Consider the following 20053-nt stretch of genomic DNA (forward strand, 5'->3'; position numbering starts at 1 on the left):
TCCGCGGCGCACGCCGCGGAAAACCGGAGTCGAATCGGAGAAGGCGGCCGGAAGACGCACCGGCCGCCGGTGGCTCAGGCTTGAGCGGGAGCGCCCTTCGCGCGGAACACCTGCTTCAGGCCCGAGAAGAGCGGTGCTTTCACGGTGCCCGGCGCGCGGCCGAAGCTTTCGGTGATGCGGTCGAGAATGATCGCGAGCAGCACGACCGACAGACCGCTTTCGAAACCGAGGCCGATGTCGAGGCGCTGGATACTCGCGAGCACATCGTTGCCGAGGCCGCCCGCGCCGACCATCGATGCGATGATGACCATCGACAGCGCCATCATGATCGTCTGGTTCACGCCCTGCATGATCGACGGCAGCGCATTCGGGAACTGCACCTTGTACAGCAGCTGCCACGGCGTGCAGCCGAATGCCTGGCCGGCTTCGACGATCTCGCGGTTCACGTGACGGATGCCGAGGCTCGTCAGGCGCACGGCCGGCGGCATCGCGAAGATCACCGTCGACAGGATCCCCGGCACGCGGCCGAGACCGAACAGCATCGCGGCCGGAATCAGGTAGACGAACGCAGGCATCGTCTGCATCAGGTCGAGGATCGGACGCACGATCGCGGCGACCAGCTTGCTCTTCGCGGCCCAGATGCCGAGCGGAATGCCGAGCACGAGGCTGATGATCGTCGACGACAGCGTGAGACCGAGCGTGATGACCGTCTGATCCCAGAAGCCCGTCGCGAAGATCAGCAGCAGCGACAAGGTGGTGAACAGCGCGAAGCGCCAGCCCACGCGCCACAGTCCGACGCCGATGAAGATCGCCATCATCAGCCACATCGGGATCGCCTGCAGTCCGTGCTCGACGAACGCGGCGAGGCCCTCGATCGCGCGGCCGATCGCATCGAACGTTGCCGCGTCATGGTCGAGCAGGTAGTGAACGGACCGGTCGACCCAGGTACCGAGCGGAATCATTTCAGACATGGGAACCTCGCGAACGCGTGATGGCTTTCAGGATGAGTGCGCGGTCGACCGAACCGCAGTAACAGCCGTCGTCGTCGACGACGGGCAGTGCATTCGGGCTGGCGACCACGCGCGCGACGACATGATCGAGCGTCGCGTCGCGCCGGATGCTTTCGATCGGCCGCACGGACGGCGTGTCCTGACCGAGCGCATCGCGCGTGACGAAGCCGCGGATCTTGCGTGCGGCGTCGAGCACGAACGCGTATTCGGCGCTGCCGTTCAGCGTCGCCGCGACGTTCGCTGCATCGAACTTCGACATGGTCGGCACGGCACCCGTCTGCATCAGGTCGCCGGCGGTGAGGTAGCGGCTGGTGTCGATGCCGTCGAAGAACGCGCGCACGTAGTCGTCGGCCGGGTTCGCGATGATGTCCTGCGGCGTGCCGACCTGCACGAGCCGGCCGCCTTCCATGATCGCGATGCGGTTGCCGATGCGCAGCGCCTCTTCCAGATCGTGCGACACGAACATGATCGTGCGGCGCTGTTCCTTCTGCAGTTGCAGCAGCACGTCCTGCATTTCGCGGCGCTTGAGCGGATCGAGCGCGGAGAACGCCTCGTCCATGATCATCAGCGACGGGTTCACGGCGAGCGCGCGGGCCAGGCCGACGCGCTGCTGCATCCCGCCCGACAGCTCGGACGGCAGCTTGTGCGCGAACGGTGCGAGACCGACCTGCTCGAGCACGTCCATGGCCCGGCGTTCGCGCTCCTTCTTGCCGACGCCGCCGACCTCGAGGCCGAACGCGGCGTTCGACACCACGGTGCGATGCGGCATCAGCGCGAACGACTGGAACACCATGCTCATGTCCTTGCGGCGCAGCGCGGTCAACTCCGAGCGGCGTGCCGACGCAACGTCGAGCCCGTCGATCAGCACCTTGCCGGCGCTGGGATCGACCAGCCGGTTCACGAGGCGGATCAACGTGGATTTGCCGGAGCCGGACAGGCCCATCAGCACGAATATTTCGCCTTCCTGCACGTCGAACGATACGTTGTGCACGCCGACGACCTGACCGGTACGCTTGAGCACATCGTCTTTCGTTGCACCGGCGGCGAGCATGTCGAGCGCCTGCTGCGGGTTACTTCCAAATACCTTGCACAGACCTTCGACCACGACCTTGGGGGCATCCATTGAAACCTTCTCCTCGTGTAGCGGGGACTAACGCGTCGCATAGCGTGCCTACATAGTTGCCAGAAAAAACCCCGACCTGCCGACGAATTACGACAAACGCTTGCGCAAATACGACACGGCCTCCAGCCCCGCCCGGCGGGCCGCAGCGCGCGGCGGCACCCGTTTGCGGCGACGCAATACGCGCACAGCCAGCACTGGCGGGCATCGGGTGTCGGACTTGTGCGCAGCAGCGCGGTGTGCATCGCATGGCGTTTTGCGCCAATTCGCGTCGAGGGGCGCGTCGTTTTACGACAATTTCACGTCCGTTCCGGGGGCGCTCTGCTCAGACGAAAGAAAACACTGCTTTCACCCGAAAAAGCATGACCGTGCAAAAGGCCGCGCGGCGACACCGAACGGCGCACGCCGTGATACCGCGCCAACCCTGAAAATCCGCGACGAGCGCTGTGATACATTCCCCGCAAACACGCTGAGCGCGACGTTGCCGCGGGCCGTTTACCGATGGTACGCCGATGGTGCGCGCGTGCCGGTTCGCCTGCCGGCCATACCGAAACAGCCTCGATCAGGCCGCGCGATGATCGAAGGACGATAACGAAATGAGAGAGGGAGCAAGGCGATGAATTGGGCCTTTGCCGCAATCGGCTTCATCGCGGGCGGTATCGCCGCATTATTCGGGGATTTCTCGGTCGCCAACGGCTCGCTGCTGGGTGCGGTGGCCGGGTTCTGCATCGGCCACGCGCTGCGGCAACGCAAGCGCAACGGCGGCGACACGCCGCCCGGCGCGTTCGCGATGTCCGCACCGCCTGCAACACCGCAACCCCCACCCGTTCTGCTCGCCGATCGCGTCGCGCGCCTCGAAGCGACGGTCGAGACGCTGACGCGCGAGCTCGATGTGCTGCGCGGCCAGCTCGCCGGCGCGAAAGCCGGTGCTGCCGCGACCGGCACCGCCACGCACGCGCCGTCGGCCACGCCCGCCACCGTCCCGCCGCCTGCCCCGCTTCCGCCACGGTCCGCCGTGCGGCCCGCCGCCGCGAGCGCCGGCACGCCAGCGTCGACGTCCATGCCGACTCCCGCGCCGACGCCCGCACCGACGCCCGCACCGACTCCCGCACCGACTCCCGCGCCGGCAGTCGCCGCGCGGACGAGCGACGCGCCGGCCGCCGCCGCTGCACCGACGAATGCACCCGCAGCCGCAGCCCGCCCGATCCCGCCCGCGCCACGCGAACCCGGCATCGCCGACCGCGCATTCCGCGCCGCGCGCGACTGGCTGCTCGGTGGCAACACGGTCGTGCGCGTCGGCATCATCGTGCTGTTCTTCGGCGTCGCGTTCCTGCTCAAGTACGCGGCCGACAACAGCATGCTGCCGATCGAATTCCGTCTCGCCGGCACGGCGCTCGCCGCGGCCGCGCTGCTCGCGATCGGCTGGCGCGTGCGTGCGCGCCGCGCCGCGTATGGCCTCGTGCTGCAGGGCGGCGGCATCGGCATCCTGTACCTGACGATCTTCGCCGCGACCAAGCTCTACGCGCTGCTGCCGGTCGGCGCCGCGTTCCCGCTGATGGTCGCGGTGTGCGCGCTGAGCGCGTTCCTCGCGGTGAAGCAGAACGCGTTGCCGCTCGCGTTCATGGGCAGCGCGGGCGGCTTTCTCGCGCCGGTGCTGCTGTCGACCGGCCAGGGTAACCATGTCGCGCTGTTCAGTTACTACGCATTACTGAATGCGGGCATCTTCGCGATCGCGTGGTTCAAGGCCTGGCGTCCGCTGAACCTGCTCGGCTTCGTGTTCACGTTCACGATCGGCTCGGCGTGGGGCGTGACGGCCTACCGCCCCGCGCTGTTCGCGAGCACCGAGCCGTTCCTGATCCTGTTCTTCCTGATGTATGTCGGCATCGCGCTGCTGTATGCGGTGAAGCGCGAACTGGCGTTGCGGCACTACGTGGACGGCACGCTCGTGTTCGGCACACCGATCGTCGCGACCGCGCTGCAGGCGGCGCTCGTGAAGGACATCCCGTTCGGGCTCGCGTGGAGCGCCGTCGCGCTGTCGGCCTTCTACGTCGCGCTGGCCGCGTGGCTCACGCGGCGCCGCGAGCGCCTCGCGCTGCTGTTCGAATCCACGCTCGCGCTCGCGGTGATCTTCGCGACGCTCGCGGTGCCGCTCGCGTTCTCGGGCCCGACGACCAGCGCCGCATGGGCGATCGAAGGCGCGGCCGTCGTCTGGCTCGGCGTGCGCGAGAAACGCCTGCTGCGGTTCGGCTTCGGGCTGCTGATGCAGGTCGCCGCGGCCGGCGCATTCTTCACGAGCCTGCTCGGGCCGGCCGACACCACCGCGCTGCCCGTGCTCAACGGCCCGACCATCGCGATGCTGCTGATCGCGCTCGCCGGCCTGTTCACCGGCTGGTGGCTGCACGGACGCGACGAAGCGCGCGCGTGGCATGCATGGATGCCGGAGGTCGGCGCCGCGGCCGCGGCGTGGGGGCTGCTGTGGTGGGTCGGCGGCGGGCTGCATGAAATCCTCGTCTACGCGAGCCGTCACGTCGATCTGCATGCCGACCGCTTCGTCGTCGACGCGACCGCGCTGTTCGCGGCCGGCACCGCGTGGCTGGCACACGTCGCGCGCCGCAAGCTCGCGTGGCCGATCGCAGAATGGCCGGCGCTCGCGCTGACGCCGGTGCTCGCGCTGCTCGCGTGGCGCGCGTTCGATTCGCACGAAGCGCCGCTGTCGGGCATGGGCGCGTTCGCGTGGCCGATCGCCGTCATCGCGTGCTATGCGCTGCTGCTGCGACAGTCGCGGCGCACGACGGCCGCGGGGGCGACGGACAGGTCGGCCGTGGGGGCGCTCCCCGCCCCCGTGCTCGCACCGCTGCACACGCTGATGTTCTGGACGTTGTGCGGGCTGTTCTCGCTCGAAGGCTTCTGGCGCCTGCGCGCGTTCGTACCCGAAGGCGCGTGGAGCTGGAGCGCGTGGGCCTACGGCTTCGGCGCGCTGCTCCTGCTGGTGGCGGGCCCCGGCTCGCGGCTGCGCTGGCCGGTTGCCGCGTTCCCGCGTGCGTATCAGGTATGGGGTGCCGCGCCGCTCGCCGCGCTGCTGGGGCTGTGGAGCATCGCCAGCGTGACGAGCGACGGCGACGCGTCGCCGCTGTTCTGGCTGCCGCTGCTCAATCCGCTCGACGTCGCGCAACTGCTGATCTTCGTCGCGCTCGCCACCTGGCTGCGCCGCCTGAAGACGCTCGGCATCACGTGGCATCCGCTTGCGGCCGACCTCGCGGCGCTCGCGACCGTGTTCCTGTGGTTCAACGCGCTGCTGCTGCGCACGCTGCATCACCGTTTCCACCTGGCCTACGACATCGATACCGTGCTGTCGTCGTTCGGCATCCAGCAGGTGTTCATGGTCGGCTGGAGCCTGTTCGCGTTCGCCGGCATGTGGCTCACGCGCCGTGACGGCATCGCGCGCGTATGCGCGCTCGCGTCGCTGCCGCTGATCGTCGTGATGTGGGTCTGGACCTTCTATGCGAACTTCACGCAGGATGGTGGCAGCTGGGCGCGCATCCCGCTGCTCAATCCGCTCGATCTCGTGCTCGTGGTGGTCTATGCGCTCGCCGCGTCGTGGTTCGTGCGCGCGCGCAAGCTCGGGTGGTCGTTCGACAACTATCGCGTCGAACTGCTGAGCGGAGCGGGCGCGACCGCGTTCCTCTGGCTGAACGCGATCCTGCTGCGCACCCTGCATCACTGGGCCGGCGTGCCGTACGAATTCGGCGCAATGGCCGAATCGACGCTCGTGCAGGCTTCGGTGTCCGTGTACTGGACGCTCTGCGCGCTCGCGATCACGATCTGGGCCACGCGCCGCGGACTGCGTCCGCTGTGGTTCGTCGGCGCCGCGCTGCTCGCGCTCACGGTGATCAAGCTGTTCCTGTTCGACCTGTCGCACGTGACCGGCATCGAGCGCATCGTGTCGTTCATCGGCATCGGCGTGCTGCTGCTGTTGATCGGCTATTTCTCGCCGCTGCCGCCGAAGGCCGCGCTCCAACCGGACGACGCACGATGAAGCGACTCGCAGCCCTGCTCGGCCTGAGCCTGCTGACATCGTTCGCGGCGGCCGACGCCACGCCGGGCGCCGAACGCGTCGCCCGACGCTTCTCGCTCGATCTCGACGGCAGCGCCGCGTATTACCAGCTCACCGTGCCGCAAGCCGTGTACGCGGCGAGCCGGCGCGACGATCTCGGCGACGTGCGCATCTTCAACGGCGCCGGCGAGCCCGTGCCGTATTCGCTCGAGGCGCCCGCGGCGGCGGCCGTGCCGCCGTCGCGCACGCCAGTGCACTGGTTCCCGCTGCCGCCGTCCCGCACCGACGACGGCCGCGCGCCGCTCGGCGTGTCGGTCGCGCCGGACGGCTCGCTGCGCGCGGCCGTTACCGCACCGGCTCGCATGAAGCACGCGGCGGATCTCGTCGACCTGTCGCATGCCGACGGTGAGGTCGACGCGGTGCTCGTGCACGTGAGCGACGACAGCTATCAGGGACGCGTCGCCGTCGAAGCAAGCGACGACCTGCGCAGCTGGCGCTCGCTCGGCAGCACGCAACTGCTGAAGGTCGGACGCGGCGACGACATGCTGGTGCAGGAACGCATCGCCCTCGAAGGCGCGGGGTCGCGCTACCTGCGGCTCGACTGGCTCGACGGTGCGCCCGCGATCGGGTCGATCGAGATCGAAACACAACCGCACGATGCGCGCACGGCGGACGCCGCGGCCGTGCCGCGCCAATGGCGCGATGCCGTGCACGTGCGGGCCGGCGGCGCGCCCGGCGAATATCTGTTCGACACCGACGGCACGTATCCGGTCGACCGCGTGCGCATCGACCTGCCGCAGCCGAATACGGTTGCGCGCGCAACCTTGCAGAGTCGCGCGGACGCGCAGGCGCCGTGGCGCGACGTCGCCGGCGCCGTGCTGTTCCGGCTGCAGGGCAAAGGCGCCGAACAGCGCAACCCGCCGCTGGCGTTCGCGCCGAATCCGGATCGCGCGTGGCGGATCGTCGTCGACATGCGCAACGGCGGCCTCGGCGGCGGTCAACCGGCCGTCGCGGTCGGCTGGCATCCGGCCGCGCTGACCTTCGTCGCGCGCGGCACGCCGCCGTTCACGCTCGGCGTCGGCAACGCATCGCTGCCGTCGTCAGCCGTGAGCCGCGATGCGCTGCTGGTTGGCATGGCGCCGGAAGTGCGGCCCGCGCGCGTCGGCGCGGCATTGCCGGCCCCGGCGGTCGAGCCTGAGCGCGCCGCCGATACGGATGCGACGCGCCGTTACGTGCTGTGGGGCGCGCTGGTCGTTGCGGTCGGTGTGCTCGGTACGATCGCATGGCGCCTCGCGAAAGGCGGCCGCGACGAGTAACGTCGCCCCGCATTCGTGTCCTTCTTGATGCGCCGTTTACCGCACGCACCTGGTTTTATCGACAATCGCAACGCGCGATCGCGTACGATCGTCGCGAGAATTCGTCGGCCGGGCCTCTCTCGGTACTGGCATGCGCGCCACGCAATCAGGCTCGCCGTTATCGGCCCACGAAGCGCCCATGCTGGCGCGGCCGCCACGGCGACGAGCGGCAGCTCGCGGCGCCCGCCGCACGCCGTGCCGCCCATCCGGTGACACGGCGCACGTGCGGGTCGCGCCGGGCCATCGCGGCCACGCGCGACGGCAACGCATACGCGAGACGCCGCACGGCCGCCGCGCGCGCAGCCAGCCGCGACGCCGGCGACACGCGGCGCGCGAAGCGCGCGACGGGCCGCTTGCAGAGGATCGCGCTGTCGTAGCGCTTGCCGGCGAAGCGCATCGTGTCGACGACCTCGAAACCCTGCGCGCCGTAGAACGCCAGCAGGTGCGAAGCGAGATGCGGCGTATCGAGCGCGAGCAGCGCATAGCCGCGCAACGCGGCCCACTGCTCGGCGAACGACAGCAGCAATGCGCCGATCCCGCGGCTCTGGCAGTCGGGATCGACGGCCACCTGCCGCACGCTCGCGACGCCTTCGCACCGGTACAGCGAACAGGCCGACGACGGATCAGTCGCATACAGCGTGGCCGTGCCGATCACACGTCCGCCGCACACGGCGACGTAGCACTCGCCTGCTTGCGCGCGGCGGCGCGTGACGTCTTCGTCCTGGTCGACGCACGTGCAGTTCAGCCCCATCGCGCCGAGCCGCGCGAATGCGCGATGCAGCATCGGCGTGAGTTGCGCATAGCTGTCTGATGCCGGATCGAAACGCCGGACGATCACCCGATCGGCGCACACGGAAGGCAGCGCGCCAGCGGACCGTTCGGCGATCGCGTTCCAGGGTATCGACATTGCAATACTCCGTGGTTGGGATGCCCGAAGTCTATGAGCGCGCCGGCCGCCGTCACAAGAAAAAATGTCGTAAAAGTTTGGGGAAACGCGCGCGGGCGAGACGGTTGCGACGGTGCGTGCCGCGGCTTTCGCGTGGGGCTTCGAGAACGCATGAACGAACGCCGATCGTTGTTCGCGCAAGCAACGTCGCGTGCGTCGTTGACACGTGCGACGACTCCATCCAGACTCGCTGCTCCCCCCACCGTACCGAGCGCGCTCATGATCACCTGCTTCCTTCGCTACGTCATCGATCCGTACAAGCTCGAGCAGTTCGAAACCTACGGCAAGATGTGGATCCCGCTCGTCGAGCAATTCGGCGGCACGCATCACGGCTACTTCCTGCCATCCGAAGGCGCCAACAACATCGCGCTCGCGATGTTCTCGTTCCCGAGCCTCGCCGAGTACGAGCGCTATCGCGAACGCTCGATGGACGATCCGGCCTGCCAGGCCGCGTTCCGCTACGCGGAGGAAACGCGCTGCATCGTCAGCTACGAGCGCAGCTTCTTCCGGCCGGTGTTCGAGTAATCGCCTTGCATCGCGCCCCCTTTCCGGCGGCGGACGAAAAAAAGCCCCGCCAGCATCCGCGCGGCGGGGCCAACCCATGTCAGTAGAGACATCATGGAGGAGACGGGCCCATCTTATCGGGGGCCGCGCGCCGTCCCAACCAAGCATTTCTGCTATCCATCTGCGTCGCCGCGCGCACGCTCGACCCGCGTGCAACGCATATCGATAGAACGAAAAGTCGTTTTCAGAGTGGCGGCGGGGTCGTTACCATCTGGTTTTAAGCCTGTGCTTAGCCGGGCAAGCCATCCCAAGGAGCGCCCCTTGACTGCATTCGATCAACACCGCCGCCCGTTCGTGGTCGGCATCGGCGGCACCACCCGCGCCGCGTCGTCGACCGAGCGCGCGCTGTCGTTCGCGCTGCGCGGCGCACAAGCCGCCGGCGCACGCACGCGCCTGTTCGATGGCCCGTTCCTGCATACGCTGCCGCACTACGCCCCCGAACACAAGACGCTGACCGACGCGCAGCGAGAACTGATCGACACCGTGCGCGAAGCCGATGCGATCGTCATCGCGACGCCCGGCTATCACGGCGGCGTGTCCGGCCTCGTCAAGAACGCGCTCGACACGCTCGAGGAACTGCGCGCCGATGAGCGCCCGTATCTCGACGGCCGCGCGGTCGGCCTGATCGTCACCGCCTACGGCTGGCAGGCCGCCGGCACCGTGCTGACGTCGCTGCGTTCGATCGTCCACGCACTGCGCGGCTGGCCGACCCCGTTCGGCGCGACCGTGAACACGCTCGAAACGCGTTTCGACAGCGCCGACAGTTGTTCGGATCCGAAGGTCGTCGCGCAGCTCGAGACCGTCGGCGCGCAAGCAGCGGAATTCGCGCTCGCGTTCGCGTCGCATCGCGCGGCCTCGCATGCCGCATCGGTCGACGTGCTCGCCCCCGTGCTGAAGATCGCCAACCACTGACCGCAGTCTTCCCGCCGCCCGCGCCCGGCCGACGACGTTCGCCGCGCGCGGGCGATGCGCGTCCGAAGCGCCGGCCGCACCGCGCCGACGCCTCTGCTCCGTACCGGCTCCCCGCCCCGATAATGATTCGGCCCGCCACGTGATTTGCATTGGCCGAAAGATTGGTTCACGTGGGCGGCGGGTTTTCGTACGCTGAAAGCCCGAATCCTCCACGCGTACGCCATGAATCGCACGATCCGCTACAAGGGCTACGAAGTCGCCCCCGCCGCCGCCCGGCTGCCGAATGGGCTGTTCGCCGCGAACCTGACGATCGAGAAGGCAAGCGGCGGCCCGTCGCCGCGCGCCGTGTCGTTCGACGCGATCGATTTCTTCTTCGAAGAGGAACACGCGCTCGCGTATGCGTCCCGCTGGGGACGCCTCTGGGTCGACACGCAGGCCTGAGCGCAGCGCCCGCAGCGAGGGTTCGCACGAAAATACGCGATGACGGAAGCTATGCAAGAATCTTTCGTCTTGTAATCGCATAACAACAGCCATGTCCGACACGCTGCAGGACGAGCATGTAGCGGCAGATTACGCCATGCGCAACTGGACCTTCGAGCGTCAGGGTCCGGTCAGGATCGGTTCCGATGCGCACCGGCAGATGTTCTGCCACATGCTGCTCGATACACACAACCCGTACAAACCGGCCGTCATCGACTGGCCCCCGCTCAAGCCCGACGAACTGAAGCGGCTCACGTCGCTGCCAATCTGGGACATCGCCGTCCAAACCGAGGGCCGCGCGTCGATCCGCGTGGCGACCTACGCCGCGACGGTCGACGATCCGCTGCTGCGCCGCGCACTCGAGATGGACGGCGGCGAGGAGGCCCGCCACAAGGTCGTGCTGTCGAAGCTCGTCGAAGCATACGGCATCCGGCTCGCGCCGGAGCCGCCCTACCCGGCGCCGACGGATCCCGAGTGGTCATGGATGATGACGGGCTTCAGCGAGTGCATCGACAGCTTCTTCGCGTTCGGCCTGTTCCGCTCCGCGCAGCGCTCGGGTTATTTCCCGCCCGAACTCGTCGACACCTTCGAGCCCGTGATCCAGGAGGAAGGCCGCCACATCCTGTTCTTCGTGAACTGGTACGCGTGGTACTGGCGCAATTTGCCGTGGTGGCGCCGGCCGTGGTTCTTCGCGCGCGTCGCGGCCGTGTGGGTGCATCTGGTCCGCGACCGCATCGGCATCGCCCGCGGAATCGACGCCGACGGCGTCGCGCGCGATGCGAACTTCCCGGCGACGAGCACCGCCGACATCGGCGAAACGCTGAACCCGCGCGAGCTGATCGAGCTGTGCCTGACCGAGAACGACCGGCGGATGGCCGGGTACGACAAGCGACTGCTGCGCCCGATGTTCGTCCCGCGCATGGCGCGCCTCGCGCTGCGGTTTCTGCGGAAGTAACGCTGCGGCGCACGGCGGCGCGTTGCTGGCGGCGCGGATTGGCGCGCGCGGCGGCCTGTCGGCGCCTTCTCCTGGACGGTGTGCCGCTTCGGCCGGGCGGGGCGTTGCAATCCGACTCGCCGGGGCGCGGTTGCCGGCCACGCGTCTGCTTCCCGCCTACGAAAACGAACACACTGGGGCCCGGATTCGTTGCGCAACGCGCGACGTGACGTTGGCTTCCTCCCTCCAACTGACGGCGCGGATCGGCCGCATTCGCACGTCACCTCTCCTCCCGCGGGACGCCTTCCCCGGAAACAGGACCAAGTCGTTGTGGCGACGATCCGACATTTCCCGCTCGCTGAATCTGGTCCTGCAAGGGGGCGCGGTTCCAAGCGCGCCCAGACAGGCGATCTGACACCCGTCCAATCGTCCCCTCAATAGAACAAATTCGAAACGACGTTTCAATTACCGCGCGCGATGGGTCCGTAGCACTTTTTTACAACTTTGTGACACCGACCGCCGTGGAATGCCCGTCCCACGGGCGCGCGCGGCCCGCGCGATGCGCAAATCAGCATATGCGCAAGCTCCTGTTTTTTATGTTTTCCCGAATTTAAAGAGACTGGCCCAATACAATTGAAAATCACAACAAAACCTTGAATTAATAAATTAACAAGCCATACAGATGCACGCGAGTTAGCATCCGTCACAACATTACAAACCAGAAAGAATTACCTCCATCGCAAACGTTTGCGGTTTCATTCTTGTTACACATAGAGTCGGACGAAGTGTTACCTGCCGCGCAAATCAAGTATATCTCGTTGATTTTTATACGATATTTCCTCCGCACCGGATTCAGCAACAGTCATACACGAAGCATTCCACGTACTTTCAAATACATTACTTTCGAATGCATCAAAACACGATCCATTAACCATCTTTTAACTTTTCAAACGCCCCATTTTTCACTGTTTGTCAATCTCCAAATATCACCTCAAATAAACTCCGCCCATCAATTTTGAGATCTCGCGCGATCGCACGGCATATTCATCTAACGAAAGAGACCGGTGTGTGGCGTGATTATTTGGAGGTAGCAGGGAATGAACCGCACATACCGCTCGATCTGGAACGAAGCCCTTGGCGCCTGGGTCGCGGCATCCGAACACGATTCGGCACGGGGTAAGCCGAACAAGTCGGCCGTTGTGGTCGCCGCAGTCGCGGCACTGACGATCGGGCTGCCCGGCTTCGCCGAGGCCAATACGCTCAACACACAGCAGACCTGCTTTACGGGCAGCAACAGCGCGGTCGGCCGCGTGAATCCGGGCGGCACGCAAAACCAGGCCGGCGACGGCTCCGGCACGTATTCGGTCGTGGCCGGGTGTAACTCCAACGGCAACGGCTGGACCGGCGTTACGGTTTATGGCTCGTTCGCACAGGCGACCGGCAACGGCGCGGTCGCCACCGGCATGCAGTCGTCGGCGGGCCTGTGGGGCGTCGCGGCCGGCCTCGAAACCACCGCCAGCGGCACCGGTGCGACCGCCCTCGGCTTCGGCTCGACGGCGAGCGCGCTGAACTCGGTCGCGATCGGCGGCGCGGGCGGCAACGGTACGACGCCGCTCTCGCAGGCAAACTCGACGCTCGCGTCGGGCGCAGGCGCGATCGCAATCGGCAGCAACGCAACGAAGGGCGCGCAGTCGGCCGCCTCCGACGGCATCGCGATCGGCGGACAGTCGTCCGTCGCATCGACCGCCACGTCGGGTATCGCCATCGGCCGCGGCGCGACCGTCAATGGGGCGTATGGCATCGCACAAGGTGACGGCGTCATCTCGGGCGCGACGGGCCAGAACGTGGCGATCGGTTCGTCCGGCACGACCGCGAACAGCGCCACGGCTACCGGCGGCGCGGTCGCAATCGGCAGAGGCCAGGTTGCAAGCGGCGACGGCGCCGTTGCGATCGGCGATCCGAACAGCGCGACCGGCACGGGCGCACTGGCGATCGGCGCGAACAACACGTCGAGCGGTTCGGGCGCCCTCGCGCTCGGCAATGGCAACTCGGCGAGCGGCACGGGCGCCGTCGCGCTGGGCAACAGCAGCACGGCGACCAACAGCTCGGTTGCCATCGGCAACGCCGCGACCTCGAACGTCGCGAATTCGGTCGCACTCGGCGGCGGTTCGGTGACGACCAGCGCCGCATCGGCGACGACGGGCGGCACGACGACCGTCAGCAACACAACGATCGGTGGCCAGACGTTCGGCAACTACGCGGGCGCGGGATCGGCAGGCGGCGTCGTCAGCGTCGGTCAGCCGAATGCGGAACGCCGGATCCAGAACGTCGCGGCGGGCCTCGTCAGCGCGACGAGCACAGACGCGATCAACGGCAGCCAGCTCTTCGCCGTGGCAAGCACCACGACGTCGAGCATTACGAGCTTGTCGACTTCCGCGTCGACTGGTTTGTCGTCGGCGAATAGCTCGATCTCGTCACTGTCGACTTCCACTTCGACCGGGATCAACTCGTTGTCTACCGGCCTGAGCTCGACCAATAGCTCGGTTACGTCGCTTTCGTCGTCAACGTCCACCGGGCTGTCGTCGGCTAACAGCTCGATCGGCTCGCTCTCCACGTCGACCTCGACGGGCATCAACTCGCTGTCGACCGGCCTCAGCTCCACCAATAGCTCGGTTACGTCGCTTTCGTCGTCCGCGTCCACCGGACTCTCGTCGGCTAATAGCTCGATTGGCTCGCTCTCCACGTCGACCTCGACCGGCATCAACTCGCTGTCGACCGGCCTCAGCTCCACCAATAGCTCGGTTACGTCGCTTTCGTCGTCAACGTCCACCGGACTGTCGTCGGCTAACAGCTCGATCGGTTCGCTCTCCACCTCGACCTCGACGGGCATCAACTCGCTGTCGACCGGCCTCAGCTCGACCAATAGCTCGGTTACGTCGCTTTCGTCGTCCACGTCGACCGGTCTCTCGTCGGCTAATAGCTCGATCGGCTCGCTCTCGACTGGCCTGAGCTCGACCAACAGCTCGGTTACGTCGCTCTCGTCGTCCACGTCCACCGGACTCTCGTCGGCTAATAGCTCGATCGGCTCGCTCTCCACGTCGACCTCGACGGGCATCAACTCGCTGTCGACCGGCCTCAGCTCCACCAATAGCTCGGTTACGTCGCTTTCGTCGTCAACGTCCAGCGGACTCTCGTCGGCTAATAGCTCCATCGGTTCGCTCTCGACCGGCCTCAGCTCGACCAACAGCTCCGTTACTTCGCTGTCGTCGTCGACCTCGACGGGGCTTTCGTCGGCAAACAGCTCGATCTCGTCGCTGTCTACCTCCACTTCGACGGTTCTCAGCTCCACGAACAGCTCGGTTACTTCACTTTCGTCGTCGACATCGACGGGTCTTTCGTCGGCAAACAGTTCGATCGGCTCGCTCTCGACTTCCACTTCGACGGGTCTCAGCTCGACCAATAGCTCCGTTGCTTCACTGTCGACTTCCACCTCGACCGGCATCAATTCCTTATCCACGGGCCTGAGCTCGACCAACAGCTCAGTTACGTCGCTCTCGTCGTCGACCTCGACGGGTCTTTCGTCGGCAAACAGCTCGATCGGCTCGCTCTCGACTTCCACTTCGACGGGTCTCAGCGCGACCAATAGCTCCGTTGCTTCACTGTCGACTTCCACCTCGACCGGAATCAACTCCTTGTCCACGGGACTGAGCTCCACCAACAGCTCCGTCACTTCACTTTCGAGCTCCACGTCGACGGGTCTGTCTTCGGCTAACAGCTCGATCTCGTCGCTGTCGACTTCCACCTCGACAGGTCTCAGTTCGACAAACAGCTCCGTTGCTTCGCTGTCGACTTCCACCTCGACCGGCATCAACTCGTTGTCCACGGGCCTGAGCTCCACCAACAGCTCCGTCGTTTCGCTGTCGACCTCCACGTCGACCGGCCTCTCGTCGGCAAACAGCTCGATCGGTTCGCTGTCGACGGGCCTCAGCACGGTCACGACCAAAACCGACAATCTCGGCAACAGCACCGCCGCGGCCCTCGGCGGCGGCGCGAGCTACAACCCGGCGACCGGCTCGGTTTCCGCTCCGTCGTACACCACGTACAACGCGAATGGGACGACGTCGACCGCCAACAGTGTCGGCTCGGCAATCGACAGCATCAACAACCAGGGCATCAAGTACTTCCACGCGAATTCGACGGGCACGGACAGCCAGGCGCTCGGCACCGACTCGGTCGCGATCGGTCCGCACGCCATCGCCAACCACACCGGCGACGTCGCGCTCGGCAGCGGCTCCGTCACCGGCACCCCGAACGCAACGCCGACCGGTACCGTCGGCGGCGTGACGAGCACGTTCGCGGGCGGCAATCCGACCAGCGTCGTGAGCGTCGGCGACGCGAGCACGGGCACCACGCGTCAGATCACCAATGTCGCGGCAGGTCAAATCACGGCGACCAGCACCGACGCGATCAACGGCTCCCAGCTCTTCGCGACCAATTCGGCCGTGGATTCGCTGTCGACGACGGTGTCGTCATCCAGCAACGCAATCGCGTCGCTGTCGACCGGCATCACTTCGTTGTCGACAGGCCTCAGCTCGACTAACAGCTCGGTTACGTCGCTCTCGTCGTCCGCGTCGACCGGCCTCTCGTCGGCTAATAGCTCGATCACATCGCTCTCCACGTCGACTTCGACCGGTATCAACTCGCTGTCGACTGGCCTGAGCTCGACCAACAGTTCGGTTACCTCACTGTCGACCTCCACGTCGACGGGTCTCTCGTCGGCTAATAGCTCGATCACGTCGCTCTCCACGTCGACCTCAACCGGTATTAACTCGTTGTCGACCGGTCTGAGCTCCACCGATAGCTCGGTCGCCTCACTGTCGACCTCGACGTCGACCGGCCTGTCGTCGGCGAATAGCTCGATCTCGTCGCTCTCCACGTCGACCTCAACCGGTATTAACTCGTTGTCGACTGGCCTGAGCTCGACCAACAGTTCGGTTACCTCACTGTCGACCTCCACGTCGACGGGTCTCTCGTCGGCTAATAGCTCGATCACGTCGCTCTCCACGTCGACTTCGACCGGTATCAACTCGCTGTCGACTGGCCTGAGCTCGACCGACAGCTCGGTGGCGTCGCTGTCGACTTCGACGTCGACCGGCCTGTCGTCGGCGACGAGCTCGATCGGTTCGCTGTCTACGTCGACTTCGACGGGCATCAACTCGCTGTCCACGGGCCTCAGCTCCACCGACAGCTCGGTGGCTTCGCTGTCGACCTCCACGTCGACCGGCATCTCGTCGGCAACCAGCTCGATCGGTTCGCTGTCCACGTCGACTTCGACGGGCATCAATTCGCTGTCCACTGGCCTCAGCTCGACCAATAGCTCGGTGGCTTCGCTGTCGACTTCCACGTCGACCGGCCTCTCGTCGGCGACGAGCTCCATCGGTTCGCTGTCGACGGGCCTGAGCTCGACCGATAGCTCCGTCGCTTCGCTGTCGACTTCAACGTCGACGGGTCTGTCGTCGGCGACGAGCTCAATCAGTTCGCTGTCCACGGGCCTCAGCTCCACCGACAGCTCGGTGGCGTCGCTGTCGACTTCCACGTCGACTGGCCTCTCGTCGGCCACAAGCTCGATCGGTTCGCTGTCCACGTCGACCTCGACGGGCATCAACTCGTTGTCGACGGGTCTGAGCTCCACGGATAGCTCGGTCGCTTCGTTGTCGACCTCGACGTCGACCGGCCTCTCGTCGGCGACCAGCTCGATAGGTTCGCTGTCCACGTCGACTTCGACCGGTATCAACTCGTTGTCGACTGGCCTCAGCGCGACCGACAGCTCGGTTGCTTCGCTGTCGACTTCCACGTCGACGGGCCTCTCGTCGGCCACAAGCTCGATCGGTTCGCTGTCCACGTCGACCTCGACGGGCATCAACTCGTTGTCGACGGGTCTGAGCTCCACGGATAGCTCGGTCGCTTCGTTGTCGACCTCGACGTCGACCGGCCTCTCGTCGGCGACCAGCTCGATAGGTTCGCTGTCCACGTCGACTTCGACCGGTATCAACTCGTTGTCGACTGGCCTCAGCGCGACCGACAGCTCGGTTGCTTCGCTGTCGACTTCCACGTCGACGGGCCTCTCGTCGGCCACAAGCTCGATCGGCTCGCTGTCCACCTCGACGTCGACGGGCATCAACTCGCTGTCGACTGGCCTGAGCTCGACTGACAGCACAGTAACGTCGCTCTCGACCTCCACGTCGACGGGCCTGTCGTCGGCCACAAGCTCGATCGGCTCGCTGTCCACGTCGACCTCGACGGGTATCAACTCGCTGTCCACGGGCCTCAGCTCCACCGACAGCTCGCTCACGTCGCTCTCGACCTCCACGTCGACCGGGCTGTCGTCGGCAACCAGCTCGATCGGCTCGCTGTCCACGTCGACTTCTACCGGCATCAACTCGTTGTCGACGGGCCTCAGCTCGACCGATAGCTCGCTCACGTCGCTCTCGACTTCAACGTCGACGGGTCTCTCGTCGGCGACCAGCTCGATCAGCTCACTGTCCACCTCGACCTCGACTGGCCTCTCGTCGGCCACCAGCTCGATCGGCTCACTGTCCACCGGCCTCAGCTCGACCAACAGTTCGCTGACGTCGTTGTCCACGTCGACCTCCACCGGCATCAACTCCTTGTCGACGGGCCTGAGCTCCACGAACAGCTCTGTCGCATCGCTGTCGACCTCGACGTCGACCGGCCTCTCGTCGGCGACAAGCTCGATCAGCTCGCTGTCCACCTCGACGTCGACCGGCCTCTCATCCGCAACCAGCGCGATCGGTTCGCTGTCCACCGGCCTGAGCTCGACCGACAGCACGGTAACGTCGCTGTCCACCTCCACGTCGACGGGTCTGTCGACGGCCACCAGCTCGATCACGTCGCTGTCCACCTCGACGTCGACCGCGATCGACGCCGCGAAAACGCACTACTACAGCGTCAACGACAACGGCACGCAGCAAGCCAACTACGCCAACGACGGCGCAACGGGCATCAACTCGCTCGCAGCCGGCGTGAACGCGAGCGCCGCAGGCGCCAGCAGCGTCGCGGTCGGCGACGGCTCGAACGCGCAGACGGCGGGTGCAGTCGCGATCGGCCAGAACGCGTCGGCCACCGGCGGCAAGGCGGTGTCGATCGGCTCCGGCAACACCGCGAGCGGCGACGGCGCGGTCGCGATCGGCGACCCGAGCGTCGCAACGGGCACCGGCGCAGTGGCGATGGGCGCGAACGACACGGCGACCGGCGACGGCGCAGTGGCGCTCGGCAACGCGAACACCGCAACCGGCAACAGCGCGCTCGCCCTCGGCAGCTCGAGCCAGGCCACCGCGGACAACACGATCGCGCTCGGCAACAAGGCAGTCGCCAGCGCCATCGGCGCCCAGGCCTACGGCTCGGCTGCATCGGCCACCGCGGCGGATGCGCTCGCCTTCGGCACGAACGCCACGGCGAACGTCGCGAACTCGATCGCCCTCGGTGCGAACTCGGTCACGAGCGCGGCAGTCGGCACCTCGAGCGCCACGATCGGCGGCGTCTCGTACCTGTTCGCGGGCAGCTCGCCGGTGGGCGTGGTGAGCGTCGGCCAGCCGGGGCAGGAACGCCAGATCACGAACGTCGCGGCAGGCCGGATCTCGCCCACCAGCACGGACGCGATCAACGGCAGCCAGCTCAACGCGACGAACCAGGCAGTCAGCAGCCTGTCCACGTCGACCGCGTCGAACATCTCGTCGCTGTCGACCGGCATCGGTTCGCTGTCCACGGGCCTCAGCTCGACCAACAGCTCGGTGACGTCGCTGTCCACGTCGACGTCGACGGCGATCAGCTCGCTGTCGACGGGCCTCAGCTCGACGAACAGCAATCTGACGTCGCTGTCCACGTCGACCTCGACCGGCATCGGCTCGCTGTCGACCGGCCTGAGCACGACGAACAGCACGGTGGCGTCGCTGTCGACGGGCGTGACGAACCTGGGCGATCAGGTATCCCAACTGTCGACGACGATCAACAACAACACGACGCGCTCGTTGAGCAACAACGGTGTCGCGGTCGACATGAACGGCACAGGCAACGATCGGCCGACCGTCACCGCCGGCACGAACTCGGTGGCGATCGGCGCGAATTCGAATGACGGCGGTCGTTCGAACGTGGTGTCGGTCGGCAGCGACACGCAGCAGCGCCAGATCACGAACGTCGCGCCGGGCACGCAAGGCACCGATGCGGTGAACGTGAACCAGCTGACGCAGGTGCAGACGACGCTGTCGACGGCACTGTCGGGCCAGCAGACGCAGATCAACTCGCTGGGTTCGCAACTGCAGCAGACCGACCAGATGGCGAAGCAGGGTATCGCGGCCGTCGGCGCGATGGCGTCGATCCCGCAGCTCGATCGCGACGCCAACTTCGGGATGGGTGTGGGCACATCGACCTTCCTCGGCCAGAAAGCGATGGCGGTCAACATGCAGGCGCGGATCACCGAGAACCTGAAGGCGTCGATCAACGGCGGCTTCAGCGGCGGTCAGAAGGTGATCGGCGCGGGCATGCTGTATCAGTGGAAGTAACGCGTCGCGCCGCCACGCCGCCGGCTCGCGAGCCGGACGGCGCGCGGCGGCCGCGACGGCACGACGAGCCCGCCGCGCAACCCGCGGCGGGCCTCGGTC

At 66.6% G+C, this 20053-nt stretch carries 9 protein-coding genes and 1 pseudogene; 7 read left to right on the plus strand and 3 right to left on the minus strand.

The window, feature by feature from the left end:
- Positions 1-74: 74 nt before the first annotated feature.
- Together choW and BAMB_RS22830 are read right to left on the minus strand one after the other, a co-directional pair.
- Positions 75-971, minus strand: coding sequence for a choline ABC transporter permease subunit (gene choW, locus BAMB_RS22825; protein ID WP_006749909.1), 897 nt, complete (start codon positions 969-971; stop codon positions 75-77).
- A pseudogene (locus BAMB_RS22830) lies at positions 964-2255 on the minus strand (quaternary amine ABC transporter ATP-binding protein); the annotation flags it as partial. The pseudogene BAMB_RS22830 and the gene choW, both read right to left, overlap by 8 nt.
- 491 nt (positions 2256-2746) lie before the next feature.
- Between BAMB_RS22830 and BAMB_RS22835 the strand changes: the two are divergent.
- Both BAMB_RS22835 and BAMB_RS22840 read left to right on the plus strand, forming a co-directional pair.
- Positions 2747-6166, plus strand: coding sequence for a DUF2339 domain-containing protein (locus tag BAMB_RS22835; protein ID WP_011659532.1), 3420 nt, complete (start codon positions 2747-2749; stop codon positions 6164-6166).
- A complete protein-coding gene (locus BAMB_RS22840) occupies positions 6163-7500 on the plus strand; it encodes a DUF3999 domain-containing protein (protein WP_011659533.1) in 1338 nt (445 codons plus the stop codon). Before BAMB_RS22835 ends, BAMB_RS22840 begins: the two co-directional genes overlap by 4 nt.
- Positions 7501-7657: 157 nt before the next feature.
- Here the strand turns inward: BAMB_RS22840 and BAMB_RS22845 are convergent, their stop codons facing one another.
- On the minus strand, positions 7658-8446 hold the full coding sequence (locus BAMB_RS22845) for a GNAT family N-acetyltransferase (protein WP_011659534.1): 789 nt from the start codon (positions 8444-8446) through the stop codon (positions 7658-7660).
- Positions 8447-8704: 258 nt separating this feature from the next.
- Between BAMB_RS22845 and BAMB_RS22850 the strand changes: the two genes are divergently transcribed.
- From BAMB_RS22850 to BAMB_RS35475, 5 genes are all read left to right on the plus strand, one after another.
- A complete protein-coding gene (locus BAMB_RS22850; protein ID WP_011659535.1) occupies positions 8705-9010 on the plus strand; it encodes an NIPSNAP family protein in 306 nt (101 codons plus the stop codon).
- A 300-nt stretch (positions 9011-9310) separates the two neighbouring features.
- The gene (locus tag BAMB_RS22855; RefSeq protein WP_041491524.1) at positions 9311-9961 is read left to right on the plus strand and encodes an NADPH-dependent FMN reductase; all 651 of its coding nucleotides are present in this window, start codon (positions 9311-9313) and stop codon (positions 9959-9961) included.
- Between the two features lie 222 nt (positions 9962-10183).
- Positions 10184-10402, plus strand: coding sequence for a hypothetical protein (locus tag BAMB_RS22860; protein WP_006749916.1), 219 nt, complete (start codon positions 10184-10186; stop codon positions 10400-10402).
- A 91-nt stretch (positions 10403-10493) separates the two neighbouring features.
- Entirely contained in the window at positions 10494-11396 is a 903-nt protein-coding gene (locus BAMB_RS22865; RefSeq protein WP_011659537.1) for a hypothetical protein, read from the plus strand.
- Positions 11397-12472: 1076 nt separating this feature from the next.
- The gene (locus BAMB_RS35475; RefSeq protein WP_011659538.1) at positions 12473-19954 is read left to right on the plus strand and encodes an ESPR-type extended signal peptide-containing protein; all 7482 of its coding nucleotides are present in this window, start codon (positions 12473-12475) and stop codon (positions 19952-19954) included.
- Positions 19955-20053: the final 99 nt, after the last annotated feature.

The sequence above is a fragment of the Burkholderia ambifaria AMMD genome (assembly GCF_000203915.1).
Taxonomy (GTDB): domain Bacteria; phylum Pseudomonadota; class Gammaproteobacteria; order Burkholderiales; family Burkholderiaceae; genus Burkholderia; species Burkholderia ambifaria.